We start from the raw sequence: 15,944 nt of genomic DNA on the forward strand, positions 1-15,944 counted from the left end.
AAATGCCAGCATTAGCACATTATTCAGGATAATTAATCCAAACCCAGCCGTTTTCTAACCATTCACTTAATTCATCTGGGTCAATATCCGTGATATCTTGATTTGTTAAATGCTCGCCACTGGCCAAGCGTATCAACACCGTCGTTGACACATCATCTAGCCCATCAATACGCTGACCGTTCGCATATAGTATGATGCCATCATCAGTTTGGCTGTAGATCAAGCGGTTGTTATAGTCAGCTTGCAGTGTTGCCCCTTCAGCCAAGGCTTGCATCAGCTCGTCTGTATCTAAAGTTTCTTCTGGTACGAGTGCATCATATTGACGCTTGCTAACCACTTCAGACACTGCTTGGCGAATCATGTCATCACCACGATCAGATTGTAGCATTTGCAACAGTTGGTTTTTAATCGCTTGGATACTATCAGCTTGTAGCTCACCTGATGCTTGTAGCGCTTGTGGCAGTATCATCGGTATAAATAAATCGCTGTCGTTGGTTGCGATATCAGCCATATTATCGATGATTTGCATCAAGTTTGGGCGACGGCAGCCAAAAGAAAACGTCAAACAGTCATCTTGTGCAACGCCAAAGTGCGATAATTTAGGTGGTACGTACAGCACATCGCCAGCTTCTAATATCTCATCAAATATAATCTCGCCCATATCGTCAAAAAGTCTGATTGGCTCATCGGCGACGAACTCTGTGCTTTTATCACAGAACTTGCCTAGCTGCCAACGGCGGTGACCGTAACCTTGTGCCAAAAACACATCATAATCATCATAGTGTTTGCCCACGGAGCCACCTTTTGGCGCATACGAGACCATAATGTCATCGCGCTGCCACTGAGGTATAAAGTCAAAAGCTTGCCACAGTTGACCAAGCTCAGGTGACCATTGCTCTAGATTTTGTACGAGCGCCGTCCATTGCTCGGGCAAGTTATCAAAATCAGCTTCAGTCAGCGGGCTTTTTTTGAGTTGCCACTGTGCTTGGCCTTCGGTCTTGGTTGCGGACTGGGTTAGTAGGCGCGCTGATGCCTCTTCTTCTAGGGCTAAGCCTAGCATGTCATCAGGCTCAAACATGCCAATGAGTTGTGGCAAGCCTTGCTTAATGAGAAGCGGTTTTTTTTGCCAGTATTCTGCTAGGAACTGTTCAGCAGTGATAGAAGCTGGTAAACATAAAGGTATAGAAGTCATTGGTGAATCCGTGTCTTTAGATAAGAATAAGTATAAGAATAATAGTGATGATTGCTTTATAGGAAGGTTGTAATGGTTTATTATTATCACCTATCTGATGGCTAATAATGATTAACTATCAGAGCATACAATCAATGGTAGAAAATTTATGAAAAAGTTACATTTTATTGTCATTATCGCTAGTGTGTTTTTGATACAAGGCTGTGTACACAAGCTTGTGACAGTGCCTGCAAAAATCGCTTATAAAACCACTAAAGGCGTGGTAAAAGGTACGGTTGCAGTGGGTAAAGCCATCATACCGGGCGATAGTGATGACGAAAAAAAAGATGATTAGTTTATTGTTCGGCTGTTGTTTCCGGCTACTTGATTACGACATTATCGTGACGAGTTTGAAATAGAGTAATCACCGCAGCGATTAGCCCACCGAGTAGTGCTAATGCCATGTCTTTGTGGGCATCCCAAACATCACCTTGCTGACCGTTATAAGCTTCTGCTGCTTCTGGCGATAAGGTGGTTGCAATTCCCCATTCTAATAGCTCATAGAGCAGGCTTGATGACATATTAATCATTAGTGCAATCGCTATCAAAAGTTTGATGGATGATATCTTAAAGATGAATTTTGAGCTCTCAACCATCGCACTGAGTAGCAAAAGCCCATAGCTAAAATGTACGAGCCTGTCATACATATTTCGCTGCCAACCAAACAAATCGTTTAAGCTGACGCCAAATATGAGCTGTGTCCAATCATCATAGGGCACATATGAGTATAGATAACGTGCACCGATAATATGAATGAATAGAAATATTGAAGCGAGGACATAGGAGCGTGAGCTAATATGCCAATAGTGGTAGGCTAGTAGCATCAACCCTAAAAAAATCAAGGTACCCAACTGATGTAGTAGGTAGTTTGACCATTCTAGAGGCTCAATACTTGCTAGCACCATTACGATGAATACTGCAATGGTACTGACAAGCACAGATATAAAATTTCGCTGCATTTTGCCCGCTTATTTTTTGCTAGCTATTAATAGCAGCCAATTAAAGCTTGGCAATCCAATCTTTAATGGTAAGGGCTTGCTCAGTGGCATTACCAATATAAGTCGCTGGTGTCATGTCACGTAGGCGTGCTTTATCAGCATCGCTCACGGCAGACAATTCATCGCTTTCGACAAACGTTAGCATGGCTTCGCGAGTCATGGCGTTACCACGGGTCAATGCTTTAAGCTTCTCATATGGGTTTTCCACACGGTAGCGACGCATCACGGTTTGAATCGGCTCAGCCAATACTTCTTGTGCATTGTTTAAGTCGTCATTCAAACGCTGTGCATTCAATTCAAGCTTACCAACACCTTTCAAGCAAGCGTCAAAAGCAATCATGCTTTGTGCCAAACCAACACCGATATTACGCAATACGGTAGAATCTGATAAGTCACGTTGCATACGTGAGATAGGCAGTTTTTCGCCCAAATGTGCCAACATAGCATTTGCAACGCCCAAGTTACCTTCTGAGTTTTCAAAATCAATCGGGTTGACTTTATGTGGCATGGTAGAAGAACCAACTTCCCCGTCTTTTAGACGCTGTTTAAAATAGCCTAAGCTGATATATTGCCAAATATCACGGTTAAAATCGATTAAGATAGTATTGAAGCGTTTGACAGCATCAAATAGCTCAGCGATATAATCATGTGGCTCAATCTGAGTGGTGTAAGGATTAAACGTTAGCTCAAGACGCTCATCAATGAAGGTTTCGGCATGTGACTGCCAATCAACATCAGGATAAGCTGAGAAATGAGCGTTATAATTACCAACCGCGCCATTAATTTTACCCAATAGTTCAACTTGACCAATTTGTTTGATTTGGCGGGCTAGGCGATAGGCCACGTTTGCCATTTCTTTACCAAGGGTCGTTGGGCTAGCGGTCTGGCCATGTGTACGCGACAACATAGGCTGCTCGGCGTGAGTAATGGCCAAATCAACGATGCTATCGGTCACTTGCTGCATTTTAGCAACCACAATTTCGCGGCTGTCTTTCAGCATCAAAGCATAAGATAAGTTGTTGATGTCTTCGCTGGTACAAGCAAAGTGGATGAATTCTAGTGAATCAATGAGTGCATTCTGACCACGGAATTTGTCTTTAATAAAGTATTCAACGGCTTTTACATCGTGATTGGTCGTGGCTTCGATGTCTTTGATGGCTTGTGCATCTGCTTCACTAAAGTCATCAACGATAGCATTTAAAAAAGCATTCGTTGCCTCATCAAACGCTGCCAACTCGCCGATAGCACTATTATCAGCCAATGACTGCAACCAGCGAATCTCAACGGTGACGCGAGCTTTGATCAGACCGAATTCAGATAAATAAGGACGTAAACTGTCGGCTTTAGACGCGTAGCGACCGTCGATTGGAGAAAGGGCTGTCAAGGCAGAAAAAGAGGTGGTCATAGATATCCTTTAGCTTAGTCAGTGATTGTAGTGAAATAAATCGTTTTAAGTACAACAGTAAAAATAATTTAATAATGGTGTCGCGGTTCTCGAAAGTAACGCTGTAATTCTTTTAGAAGCCGCATGGTGCATCAATCGTGGCAATCACGCCGCCACCTAGACATACTTCATTGATATAAAAAACGGCTGACTGACCCGGAGTGACGGCACGTTGTGGCTCGTCAAACACCACACGGACATCGCTTCCGTCAGCACTTGTCGCAAATACACGACACGCTTGGTCTGGTTGGCGATAGCGTGCTTTTGCCATACAGAGTAGGCCCTCTGTGGTAAACACTTCTGCGGGTGGCAGGCCGTCGACCCAATCCATTTTATAAGCCGTCAGCTCATTGCTGAGCATCATTGGATGTTCATGTCCCTGACCGACGATCAAACGGTTTTTGTCCAGATCTTTTGCCAATACAAACCAAGGCTCTTCAGGACGATCTTTGACACCGCCAATACCAATACCGCCGCGCTGACCTAAGGTGTAATACATCAGGCCGTCATGAGTGCCGATAGTATGACCGTCGTCAGTCACGATGTCGCCTTTTTGGGCAGGCAAGTATTGTTGTAAAAAGTCCTTGAAACGGCGCTCACCGATAAAGCAGATACCCGTAGAGTCTTTCTTTTTGGCTGTCGCTAAATCATGTTCTTCTGCAATCTGACGTACCACTGGCTTTTCGAGCTCACCGACTGGAAATAATGTCTTAGCAATTTTATCGCCACCAACAGCATGTAAGAAGTAACTCTGATCTTTATTATTATCTAGACCACGTAAGAGCTGAGCAACTTCATCCCCATCGGCATTGGTATAATTCACACTGCGTCGCGTATAGTGACCAGTCGCGATGTAATCAGCGCCCAGAGTCAAGGCATAGTCTAAGAAAGCTTTAAACTTAATTTCTTTATTGCATAAAATATCAGGGTTTGGGGTGCGTCCCGCTTTATATTCTGCTAAAAAGTGCTCAAAAACACGATCCCAGTATTCCATGGCAAAGTTGGCCGTGTGCAGCTTCATACCAATTTTGTCACACACGGCTTGAGCGTCTGCCAAATCATCCATCGCCGTACAGTATTCCGTACCGTCATCTTCTTCCCAGTTCTTCATAAACAGGCCTTCTACCTTAAACCCTGCTTGTTGGAGTAGGACGGCAGATACAGAAGAATCAACACCACCTGACATACCGACAATCACATGCTTGGTGCTAGGATTATCAATATCGGCAAGCGTCAAAGTACGCTGGGCGCTGAAAGAATCAGAAACGGGTATGCTTGATGTATTTGGGATGGCTGACATAAGACGGCTCAACTATTTATACCTTAATTCAAAATTTGACATGACCATATAAGCTGGTGCTGTTTACTAAAGTTAATAGATTTAGTAAGTTGACCACATTGACATTGACATTGACATTGTCATCTCATCTTTCAGATTTGGTATTATGATAAAATAAGCGTCATATTATACCAGTTAATTGAAACTGGTGGCGACCTATGGCATCTTACTGCTCGTAAAACTGCTTTGAAAATTCAGATAGTAGTTTTAAATTATTTTAATCGCCTTTATTTTATTTGGAATACTAATGATAAAAATTGGACAAGGTATCGATGTTCATGCTTTCCATAATAATGGTCAGCAGCAGCAATATGTCATATTAGCAGGCGTGCCCATTGAGCATACTCACAGTTTGCTTGCACATTCTGACGGTGATGTGGTGTTACATGCGCTCGCTGATGCACTGCTTGGCGCACTAGCGCTTGGTGATATCGGTCAGCATTTCCCTGATACCGATGCGGCACATGCGGGTTTGGATTCGCGAGTCTTGTTACGCTACGTCTATGGCAAAGTACAAGAGGCAGGATATCGGTTAGGCAATGCGGATATTACTGTGATGTGCGAACGTCCAAAGCTGGCGCCGCACAGTCAGGCAATGCGTGAAAATATCGCCAGTGATTTGCAAACAGATATCAGTAATATCAGTGTGAAAGCCACCACGACTGAAAAGTTAGGGTTTACAGGTCGTCAAGAGGGCATCATGGCAAATGCCGTGGTATTATTAGTGCCTCATAGAGTTGATGTTTAACCGATATATAATCATACTTGTAATATCGTGTTGATTGCCCCATATATCAGCCGTCTCTTTACTCAATTATTTTGTAATATTAATTACTGTTTTCAATGAACCGCTTTATCAATAGGAGCTTTTATGACTGAGCAAACCCCAAACACTGCTGCAAACGACGTTGAACAATTGATCCGTGATCAAATCCGTGACAATAAAGTTATTATTTATATGAAAGGCACGCCGCAATTCCCACAGTGTGGCTTTTCTGCTAAATCGATTGAAGTTCTTACTCAAATCGGTCGCCCATTTGCCTTTGTAAATATTTTAGAAAACCCAGAAATTCGTGCAACTTTACCAAAAGTGGCGAACTGGCCAACGTTTCCACAATTATGGATTGACGGTGAGTTGATGGGTGGATCAGACATCATCTTGCAGATGTATCAATCAGGTGAGCTAAAGCCATTGGTTGAAGCAAACAGCCCAGCTGCTTAATGCTAAAAACACTTATCCAAGCTTTTTTATTATAGCCATTCCACTATAAAAGTATTACAGCGTTAACCTCGCTTGAAGTATCACATATACATCTACACTTGGTTGCCTTGTACTACTTTTAAATTGAATCGACTATATCAAGCTGATAAGTTTTAAGAATAAAAGCTCGAGTCAGTCCTTAAGTGGTCGCTCGGGCTTTTATTGTTTTTGTCAGTCTTGACCCCATATATGGCTCAACAGCAAATATTATAAAAACATAAATAGTGAGAGAATATTATGAGTAATCAACCAACAGAACAACAATTGGCCGAACCGGTATCTGCTGAGCAAGCGGCAATAGAAAAACGCCGCGAGCATTTAAAAAATGAATCGACACGTATCATCGAAATTGCCAGTAGTGAGTCCAACTCAGCACTGAAATGTATCCATCAGCTTAGTGTGGCAGGCGGCGCGACAGAAGCGACGTATGTTGCTATCGAACAGCGCATTGTCGCCGATCAAGATACGGCAGGTGCTTATCATTTGGCATTACTGGCACAAAACACACCAGATCTACCAATTGATGCGCGCCAACTGATTGAGTTAGTGGCCAATAAAGGTGATAACCAACAGCGCTTGGCATTGCTTAAAAACTTATTATTACCGCCTGTCGAACTGATTAAAGAGCAGATCTTAGCCAGTGATGACGGCGATGCGATTGGTCAGATGAATGCGTATCTACAGATCAATCCAGAAGGTTATGGTAGCCATCATATGCTGTCTAGTGGTCAATTCGATCAGATCGTACCGCTGAGCCCGGGCAATTAGTTATTAAGTTCGACGATGCTTAACACTTAATGTGAATAGTTTTTGCTATGACGTTTTTTAAGCATCAAAAAATTGTTATAATGATGGGTTATCTAGGGCGTGTCCTCAATCTGAAAGAGAGCACCTAGACAGGCTGCAATTTATCTCATTTTTATCACCATTTTCAAAATGAGAACACACCCTAACCAACTACGAACGACTTATCTGAGTCGTTAACTTTTTAAAATCCGACTGACGTTTATTTGCTGATTGCTATACTGTTTTATCATCACATTGTTTGATAATAGAATAGAGCTATCGGCAGCGTTATGAGTCAAGTGAGGCATATATGCAATACCCAAAACATTACGACGTGATAGTAATCGGTGGCGGTCATGCTGGCACAGAAGCTGCTTTAGCGGCCGCACGTATGGGCGCGCAGACCTTGCTGTTGACGCATAACATTGAGACACTCGGGCAGATGAGCTGTAATCCTGCGATTGGTGGTATCGGTAAATCACATCTGGTGCGTGAGATTGATGCGTTGGGTGGTGCGATGGCGCTAGCAACAGACAAAGCTGGTATCCAGTTCCGCGTATTGAACAGCCGTAAAGGTGCTGCCGTTCGTGCCACACGTGCGCAAGCGGATCGTATTCTTTATAAAGCCTCTATCCGTCATACGCTAGAAAACCAGCCAAACCTTGATTTATTCCAGCAAGCCGCTGATGATATTTTGGTCGAAAATGGCCGCGCGACAGCAGTGGTAACCTCGACAGGTATTATCTTTAAGACTGAAACAGTGGTACTGACCTCAGGGACTTTCTTGGGCGGTGTGATCCATATCGGTTTAGAGAACTCAAACGGTGGTCGTGCAGGGGATCAGCCATCTATCAAGTTGGCAGATCGTTTGCGTGAGCTTAAATTGCCAGTTGGTCGTCTAAAGACAGGTACGCCAGCACGTATCGATGCTCGTAGCGTTGACTTTAGTGTGATGACCGTACAGCCGGGTGATACACCGCTGCCAGTGATGAGTTATATGGGTGATGTGTCTATGCATCCAGAGCAGGTCAATTGCTATATCACGCATACCAATGCGCGTACCCATGACATCATCCGTGAGAATTTAGATCGTTCGCCGATGTTCTCTGGAAAAATCGAAGGCGTGGGCCCACGTTATTGCCCATCGATTGAAGACAAGATTCACCGCTTTGCGGATAAAGACAGCCATCAGATATTTATCGAGCCAGAAGGTCTGACCACGCATGAGCTATATCCAAATGGTATCTCAACCAGTTTGCCGTTCGATGTGCAGTTAGACTTTATTCATAGTATGAAAGGGTTAGAAAACGCCCATATTACCCGTCCAGGTTATGCGATTGAGTATGACTACTTTGATCCGCAAAACCTAAAGCCAACGCTAGAAACTAAGTCTATCGATCGCTTGTACTTTGCTGGTCAGATCAATGGTACGACAGGCTATGAAGAAGCGGGCGTACAGGGTTTATTGGCAGGTACAAACGCCGCATTGGTGACCACTAATAACAGTGAGTTTGATGTGTGGACACCGCGCCGTGATGAAGCGTATCTTGGCGTGTTGGTTGACGATTTGATTACCCATGGTACGACTGAGCCGTATCGTATGTTTACGAGCCGCGCAGAATATCGCTTGCTATTACGTGAAGACAATGCGGATCAACGCTTGACTGAAACGGGTCGTAAGCTTGGCTTGGTCGATGATGTGCGCTGGCAGGCTTATCAAGAAAAAATGGAAGCGATTACGACAGAGACTTCACGTCTAAAAGACATGTGGGCAACCCCTGCTAATGCGCTAGGCAAAAAAGTAACAGACCAAACAGGAGAGGTGCTTAGCAAAGAAGCGACAGCCTTTGATTTGCTCAAGCGTCCGCAGATACATTTTGCTGATATTGCTGCTATTACTGATTCGCAGGTCGATACACAAGTAGGCGAACAGATAGAGATTTCTGTTAAATATGCAGGCTATATCGATCGCCAGCAAGAAGACATCGATCAGATGAAGCGTCTAGAGAATACCGCGCTACCGATGGACTTTGATTATAGTGTGGTATCTGGACTCTCAAATGAGATTGTACAAAAACTCACGCAAGTCCGTCCTTCGACTTTAGCCCAAGCTGGACGAGTGAGTGGGGTTACACCTGCCGCCATTCAATTGTTAGCCATGACGGTTAAAAAACAGAAAAAAGCGAAGGCTGCGCTAGATTCATAATAGCCGCATTAATTTTTGATGATAGCCTAACAAAGCCTTTCATAACAAAGTACTTACAATAAGCAAAAGCCCGTAACGACATTTCGTTATGGGCTTTTGTTTGTTATAATTACAGTTGGTTTATAAAGAAAGGAGCATGTGACCTTGTCTTACTTGCTACTTTGTCTCTATACTAGGTCAGAAAATCCTCTTACTACTTGTAAATTTATGTCGCTGATGTCCATATTATGATGGGCTTGTCACCGAATTGAGCCTATTTATGATTGATGCTATTGTATTTGCTATTACTATCGTCTTACCCAACCTTGCCTTAATGTGGTTGGGTTTTTTTATGCAAAGACGTGGCGAAGCGAGTAAGATATTTATCGATCAAGCTTCTAGTTTTGTCTTTAATTACTGCTTACCTTGTTTGCTATTTTTCAGTGTGGTCGACAGTGATGTCGATTATGCCAAGCAAATCACACTGATTATCGCTGGTATCTTAGTGACGTTCCTCTTATTTATTGGAGCGGAAATCTACGCCAAGTACTTTGTGAGCAAACCTGCTGACCAAGGCGTATTTGTGCAAGGTGTGTTCCGTAGTAATATGGCGATTATAGGGTTAGCCACGGTTGCCAACGCTTATGGAGAGCGAGGTTTGAGTATTGGGGCCGTCTACATGGGAGTCGTCACGATATTATTTAATATCTTAGCCGTGATTACCCTTAGTCGTGTGTCTAAAAGTGTGGATGATACGTGGTTCAGTCGCAGCATTATGATAGTCAAAAAACTATTGACCAATCCACTGATTCTAGCATTGGTCAGTGCTTTTGTTTATAAAGCGCTGCCATTGCCGCCTATCACTGGTGTCATTCATACGACCGGCGACTTATTGGCAGCAGTAGCCTTGCCATTAGCACTTATTTGCGCAGGTGCGAGCATCGACATGAAGTCCATGTTGCATCCGTCAGGGTTGTCTATGCAGGCCAGTATAGGACGTATCGTCATTGCGCCAATCGTTGCTATCGCCATTGGCTTGGCATTTGGTCTATCTAGTGTACACATGGGCGTGCTATTTTTGATGGTGGCATCCCCAACCGCCGCCGCCAGTTACGTGATGGCAAAAGCGATGGGTGGCAATGACATACTCGCGGCCAATATTCTAGCGTTTACCACCGTCGTTGGTATGTTTGGCATGGCAATTGGCGCGGCAACTTTACGCGGATTGGGTATGATGTAAGCTCTGTTTGGGCGCTATAAGATGACACACGAGTTAAATAATAAATCCATAAGTAGGAGCATTAAAAGTGCAATTGTTAAATAAAGCAGTCGTGACGGAACACCTTAATATGCAGGCAGCCATTGATGCAATTGAGACATTGTTACATCAGCAAGCAGCACATCCTAATTGGATCAAATCTCCTGAGCGTTTGGTGATAAGCACCTTTACTGATTCTGATAGTCATCGTTCAGGATCACATCTATCTATGCCAGCCACGATGTATGATGGTGAGAACGAATACACGGTCGTAAAGTTAGTGACTATTTGCCCTGATAATCCCAGTCGCGATATGCCAACGACCACAGCTATTGTTACCGTATCAAATAACGATACTGGCGCTATACTAGCAGTTATGGACGGCATCTATATTACGCAGGTACGTACCGCCGCATTGTCAGGTATCGCGACCAAGTATATGGCAAAAGCCAATTGCCAGAGTGTCGCAGTGGTTGGTTGCGGCGGCATGGCTTATGAGCAATTGCATGCGGTGCTAACGGTACGTCCAGAGATTGAGACAGTGTATTTATGGAATAGAAATCATGAAGGAGCGCAGCAGTTTAAAACGCGTTTTGCGCGTGATTATGCCCAATGGAATGTAGATATTCAGGTCTGCGAAGCGTTAGACGACGCCGTCCGTGACGCAGATATTATTAATGTAGCAACTCGTGCCACTGAAGGTTTATTTAGCATTGCTCAAATAAAATCTGAAGTACATATCAATGCAGTCGGGGCCTATCAGCCTTCGATGAAAGAGATAAGTAATGATGTTATCGCTAATAGTAAGATGGTCATCGTGGATGATTTGGCTGGCAGCCATCACGAAGCGGGTGACTTAATTCAAGCGCATGACAGCGATGACTGTACGTGGGTATGGGATGATCTGAGCGGTGATTTGCAAGCGTTGGTTACCGCAAAATTAAAAGAAGGCGTTGCTAAGAGCGATAAAGGTATTACACTATTTAAATCGGTTGGTGCCGCCAGTTTCGATGCGGCAGTTGCGCTATACGTGGCAAAACAAGCCCAACAACAGAGTCTTGGTTCTTCAGTAGATTGGTAAAACTGCTTGTCGTTGAAACCCAATAAATTATTCTATGACGGATAGTGAAATTAAATAAGCCCCCTTTTCAAATAAGAGAAGGGGGCTTTTTTTATGAGGATACGGTCTAATTCAAATTGTCTTTATTACGTTTATCTTCTCGACGCTGTTTGCGTTTCGGGCTGGTGCGGTACGTCAAATAACCGCCAACGACCATCACGGCGATAAACGCGATAATATACAAAAATATCGATGAACCAATCAAAGTAGAAGTTTCCATAGCACTTGTCTTATTAGGGTTTATCAATAATTATGCAATTGTCCTATATCATTGTAAAGTAAACAAGTTTAGCTCAGATGTAAGTTCAAGTGAACGCAAACGAGCTGCCTGATCATAGATGTTAGCAGTCACAATCAGCTCATCTGGTTCATATTTTGCGAGGAACGCAGCAAGTTTTGGTTTGACGGTTTCGACAGAGCCGATGAACGATACTGACAATGCATTATCTACCATCATTTTTTCTGCTTGACTCCAGATGCTATCCATATCGTGAGTAGGCTTTGGCATTTGACCTGTTTCACCACGGCGCAAGCGTACAAAGCTTTGCTGTGCTGAGGTAAAGTGATACTGTGCGGTCGCATCATCATCTGCCAGTAACAAGTTGGCGGCTAGCATGACATAAGGCTTATCTAAATAAGCGGATGGCTTGAACTGCTCACGATAAGCGGTAATCGCTTGTTCAAGCATTTGCGGGGCAAAGTGAGAGGCAAATACATAAGGCAGCCCAAAATGTGCAGCCAGCGTCGCGCCAAAGAGAGACGAGCCTAGTATCCAAATAGGGATGTTTGATTTTGCTCCAGGGAATGCTTGCACGGCACTACCGTCTGTATCATTGCCTAAGAAGTACATCAGTTCTTGTACGTCTTGCGGGAAGCGCTCCGCATCTTTCATTTGTCGGCGTAATGCCTGAAAAGTCGCGCCATCAGTACCGGGGGCACGGCCTAAGCCCAAATCTATGCGATCGCCATACAATGCTTGCAAAGTGCCGAATTGTTCAGCGATGACGAGCGGCGCATGGTTGGGTAGCATGACGCCGCCTGCACCGATACGTATACGCTTGGTTTGGCTACCGATATGGGCCAATAGTACTGAAGTTGCTGCGCTAGCAATACCGGGCATATTGTGATGCTCTGCCATCCAGTAACGGTTCAGACCGAATTTTTCTGCTTGCTGTGCGGTGTCAACGGTCTGGGCAATACCTTCAGCGATGGTTTTGCCTTGAGGTACGGGTGCGAGGTCTAAAAAAGATAAGGGAATGGTTTTACTCATAAATCACCTGTTTGGTCGGTTTAAAAGCATTCATCGTTTTTCTGACAGTCTTATAGGCTGCTTATAAAAAACGTTGAGTGCTTGACCCTTAACATGATGGGGCAGTTCTACTGAATATAAAGGTCAGAGATGGAGACGATAACAAATCTTAATAATGTGATATGAATACAAGAGGAGAAGATTGAGAGTAAGTTTTTAACAGAAATGGCAGTATGGAAAGCAAACCGCACCCTTATCTAGTGACGAGGGTGCGGTCGAATAAAGTAAGATGGTATTGAAGCTATTCCATAATTTCTAAATATCGATATGCTAACATGATATTTTTAATGAAATAAAGAAAAGAAATTACTCTAAATTATATATTTCATGATGATGTATAATTAAATATTAAGCTAATGAGCTACAAACAAAAGTAGAAATATTGGAAATATTGTCATGGAAAATAGTGGTGTTTTTATTGAGCAAGCTGAATACATTCAACCTGCTGACTTTATCGAATGGTCAAGCGATCATCCAAATGAAGATGATATTATAAAAAAACTGACACAATCAGGTGCAAAGTTATTAACTGGTCCTCGAGGATGTGGGAAAACTACGCTCATGCTTAAAGCTTATAACAAGCTTTCGAAAAAAGGAGCTAATGGAGCTTTTCCTATATATGTAAACTTTAAATCTTCATTAAAGTTGGAACCAGTCTATAAGAGTAAGGCTAATGGCGGTTTTTGGTTTTCTCAGTGGATGTATTTGAAAATATATGAGGGTATTTATAGTAGCCTTAAGGATTTAGGGTTTGTAAGTCAATCAAACTTGAGTGTCGAGTTGGACTTTGCAAAGAAAATCTTAGGGCTATTGGAGTTAGGAGAGATAGCTAAAGCAGAAAAAGAAAAGATTGAAATAACTACATATAATTTAGAAGATGATATCAACCACGTTATGTTGTTAACAAATAAACCTAGATGCGTCATTCTTTTAGATGATGCAGCACATGCATTTTCACCAGAGCAGCAACATGATTTTTTTGAATTTTTCAGAAAAATAAAAAGTCGAAGAATTTCACCGAAAGCAGCAATATACCCAGGAGTTACAAATTTTCCTCCAACTTTCAATGTCGGTCATGATGCAGAAGAAATCAATGCATGGGTAAATCCGGAAGGTGAAGACTATATGTGGTTCATGACCACAATGCTTTCTAGGAGGTTACCAAGAGAGGTCTATGAAGCACTAACTAAAGAACAGTCATTATTGACAATAATGTGTTATGCAGCCTTTGGAATACCAAGAATATTATTGAATATGGTCAGAAGCTTTTATTTTGAAGAAACAATCGAAAATTTAATTAAATACGATATTTCCTTTAATCGAGCTAAATTACTTAAGCAAGTTAAAGAAAGTAATAAAAGCACTCTTGCAGTATATACTTCACTCGAGAAAAAACTGCCTACATATATCAATTACGTAGAAGAGGGAAATGATGTGTTTAACAAAATTATTGATTTGATAAAAGCATATAATAAAGACAAAGCAGTAGAAAAAAAGAGTATTTCTATAGCAATTAAAAAAGAATTAAGTTCTGATTTAAAGAAAATATTAGGTTTTTTTCAATATGCAGGTTTGGCTAGTCATAAAGGTCAAGTTAGTAGGGGAGAAAAAGGCGTCTTTGAGATCTATATTATTAATTTAGCGGCTCTTATTGATAACAATGCTATTCTTACCTCTAAAGCGACTAAGACTGATGATATTGCCATCGCTTTGAGAAGTCGTAATGCTCATGAGTTTACTAGAACTCAATCTAACTACTTGATACCAGAGGATGGACCAGCACTCAAGCTCAAAATGCCTGCATGTCAAAAATGTGGCGAAGAAAGGAGTAATGATGAGGCAAGGTTTTGTTCCAATTGTGGCTCACCTTTGAAAGCCGCTTCAATTTATGAAGAACTGGTAAATGAGAAAATTGATGTACTTCCACTAACTGATATTAGAATAAAGGCTATTAAATCAAATTCAGGAATTAAACTTATACGTGACATTTTACATGATATTGGCCATAAGGAGCTTCGATCAGTTCCGCAGATTGCGAATCATTGGGCTACTAAGATTTATCAGTTAGCAGAAGAGTATATATCATGACTATTGATTGGAAAAAGTCAGTAAGTGCATGTGCTTCTACGGTAACAATTAGAGATATAACCAATTACGTTGATATTTGTACAGTTTCTAACTCTCCTATTGATAGTTTTTATATAGAAAGAAATAAACTGTTGAGAGCTGTTACCCCTGAATATGCAACTGTAAACCCGTCAATACCATCACTTGTTTTAGTTGGTTTGATCTCTTTGACGGAGAATTATTTTCGTGAGGTTTTGGCTGGAGTTATTACTATTTGTCCTAAAGCAAAACAAGGAAGCGCGTCAAAAACTTTAAATTTAGCTACAGCTTGGATTGGTTTTGGTGAAATGGAAAAAGGGGCTTTCGAAAACACCTCATTTTCTGATCCAAAGGTAGTAAAGAAAAATCTTTTAGATTTAGTTGGTATAAAAGTTACAGGTGTTAACCAAATTTCTACTCCTCTTGAAGAGTTTGGAAAGCTATGTGAGTTAAGGCATGCAATTGTACACAGTGCTGGCTTGCTAGCAGGGAAGAATGCGGTAAACTTAGAACTTCCAAGCTCTAGAAATTCTTTAAAAATAGAGGTTGGTTATTCGGAGCTTCAAGAAGCTGCAGAGGTATGTACGGCCCTTATATGTGCAGTTAATCTAGAGTTGTTTATAAACATTGCGACTAAATGGTTGCATGAATGGCCTAGAACACCTGCTTATCGAGGACAAAATACAAATACTCTATTCAAAAAGGTATGGAGTCTATTTTTTTCTGAGTTTGATCAACGGAATGGGTTAATCAGTGATTCTCTTACGCAAGTAAAAGCAAGAAATCAAATAGCTAGAACTCACGCATCATGACCAAGTTTCTGCTGCGATCCAAATCATTCATGAGTATACTTTTTATACTTCAAGAAAGATATTTTTGATATCATACTCATACTAGCCAATTAATA

At 42.1% G+C, this 15,944-nt stretch carries 15 protein-coding genes; 9 read left to right on the plus strand and 6 right to left on the minus strand.

All coding sequences use genetic code 11. From position 1 onward, the window contains the following. Positions 1-19 precede the first annotated feature (19 nt). On the minus strand, positions 20-1,192 hold the full coding sequence (locus IPZ60_RS09260; RefSeq protein WP_194197508.1) for a cupin domain-containing protein: 1,173 nt from the start codon (positions 1,190-1,192) through the stop codon (positions 20-22). Positions 1,193-1,340: 148 nt separating this feature from the next. On the opposite strand from IPZ60_RS09260, the gene IPZ60_RS09265 reads away from it, so the two are divergent. Next, positions 1,341-1,526 carry an NF038104 family lipoprotein gene (locus IPZ60_RS09265; protein ID WP_194197509.1) on the plus strand — a complete coding sequence of 62 codons (186 nt, stop codon included), beginning with the start codon at positions 1,341-1,343 and terminating at the stop codon, positions 1,524-1,526. A gap of 25 nt (positions 1,527-1,551) precedes the next feature. Here IPZ60_RS09265 and IPZ60_RS09270 read toward each other — a convergent pair whose 3' ends face one another. The 3 genes from IPZ60_RS09270 to mnmA form a co-directional block, all read right to left on the minus strand. Next, the gene (locus tag IPZ60_RS09270; protein WP_194197510.1) at positions 1,552-2,190 is read right to left on the minus strand and encodes a DUF2238 domain-containing protein; all 639 of its coding nucleotides are present in this window, start codon (positions 2,188-2,190) and stop codon (positions 1,552-1,554) included. A 40-nt stretch (positions 2,191-2,230) separates the two neighbouring features. After that, the gene (gene purB / locus IPZ60_RS09275; RefSeq protein ID WP_194197511.1) at positions 2,231-3,634 is read right to left on the minus strand and encodes an adenylosuccinate lyase; all 1,404 of its coding nucleotides are present in this window, start codon (positions 3,632-3,634) and stop codon (positions 2,231-2,233) included. A 112-nt stretch (positions 3,635-3,746) separates the two neighbouring features. Continuing rightward, a complete protein-coding gene (gene mnmA / locus IPZ60_RS09280; RefSeq protein ID WP_194197512.1) occupies positions 3,747-4,973 on the minus strand; it encodes a tRNA 2-thiouridine(34) synthase MnmA in 1,227 nt (408 codons plus the stop codon). Positions 4,974-5,259: 286 nt separating this feature from the next. On the opposite strand from mnmA, the gene ispF reads away from it, so the two are divergent. The 6 genes from ispF (at position 5,260) to IPZ60_RS09310 (ending at position 11,583) form a co-directional block, all read left to right on the plus strand. Then, positions 5,260-5,760 (plus strand): 2-C-methyl-D-erythritol 2,4-cyclodiphosphate synthase, encoded by a 501-nt coding sequence (gene ispF, locus IPZ60_RS09285; protein WP_194197513.1) that lies wholly within the window; start codon positions 5,260-5,262, stop codon positions 5,758-5,760. A 123-nt stretch (positions 5,761-5,883) separates the two neighbouring features. After that, complete coding sequence (gene grxD, locus IPZ60_RS09290; RefSeq protein WP_110922946.1) at positions 5,884-6,234, plus strand: Grx4 family monothiol glutaredoxin; 351 nt, start codon at positions 5,884-5,886, stop codon at positions 6,232-6,234. Positions 6,235-6,510: 276 nt separating this feature from the next. Next, positions 6,511-7,041 (plus strand): hypothetical protein, encoded by a 531-nt coding sequence (locus IPZ60_RS09295; RefSeq protein WP_194197514.1) that lies wholly within the window; start codon positions 6,511-6,513, stop codon positions 7,039-7,041. A gap of 328 nt (positions 7,042-7,369) precedes the next feature. Then, the gene (gene mnmG / locus IPZ60_RS09300) at positions 7,370-9,265 is read left to right on the plus strand and encodes a tRNA uridine-5-carboxymethylaminomethyl(34) synthesis enzyme MnmG (protein ID WP_194197515.1); all 1,896 of its coding nucleotides are present in this window, start codon (positions 7,370-7,372) and stop codon (positions 9,263-9,265) included. A 259-nt stretch (positions 9,266-9,524) separates the two neighbouring features. Beyond that, a complete protein-coding gene (locus tag IPZ60_RS09305; RefSeq protein ID WP_194197516.1) occupies positions 9,525-10,484 on the plus strand; it encodes an AEC family transporter in 960 nt (319 codons plus the stop codon). 67 nt (positions 10,485-10,551) lie between these two features. Further along, positions 10,552-11,583: an ornithine cyclodeaminase family protein gene (locus IPZ60_RS09310; RefSeq protein WP_194197517.1), complete on the plus strand. Its 1,032-nt coding sequence runs from the start codon at positions 10,552-10,554 to the stop codon at positions 11,581-11,583. 106 nt (positions 11,584-11,689) lie between these two features. Here the strand turns inward: IPZ60_RS09310 and IPZ60_RS09315 are convergent, their stop codons facing one another. Together IPZ60_RS09315 and IPZ60_RS09320 are read right to left on the minus strand one after the other, a co-directional pair. Further along, positions 11,690-11,842, minus strand: coding sequence for a hypothetical protein (locus tag IPZ60_RS09315; RefSeq protein ID WP_194197518.1), 153 nt, complete (start codon positions 11,840-11,842; stop codon positions 11,690-11,692). Between the two features lie 48 nt (positions 11,843-11,890). Further along, positions 11,891-12,892, minus strand: a complete 1,002-nt coding sequence (locus IPZ60_RS09320; RefSeq protein ID WP_194197519.1) for an LLM class flavin-dependent oxidoreductase — start codon at positions 12,890-12,892, stop codon at positions 11,891-11,893. A gap of 435 nt (positions 12,893-13,327) precedes the next feature. On the opposite strand from IPZ60_RS09320, the gene IPZ60_RS09325 reads away from it, so the two are divergent. Further along, positions 13,328-15,019 (plus strand): zinc ribbon domain-containing protein, encoded by a 1,692-nt coding sequence (locus IPZ60_RS09325; protein WP_194197520.1) that lies wholly within the window; start codon positions 13,328-13,330, stop codon positions 15,017-15,019. Continuing rightward, entirely contained in the window at positions 15,016-15,849 is an 834-nt protein-coding gene (locus IPZ60_RS09330) for a hypothetical protein (protein ID WP_194197521.1), read from the plus strand. Before IPZ60_RS09325 ends, IPZ60_RS09330 begins: the two co-directional genes overlap by 4 nt. The last annotated feature ends 95 nt before the right edge of the window (positions 15,850-15,944 follow it).

Origin of the sequence: Psychrobacter sp. NG25, from assembly GCF_015234355.1 — a bacterium.
In the GTDB taxonomy this organism is placed as follows: domain Bacteria; phylum Pseudomonadota; class Gammaproteobacteria; order Pseudomonadales; family Moraxellaceae; genus Psychrobacter.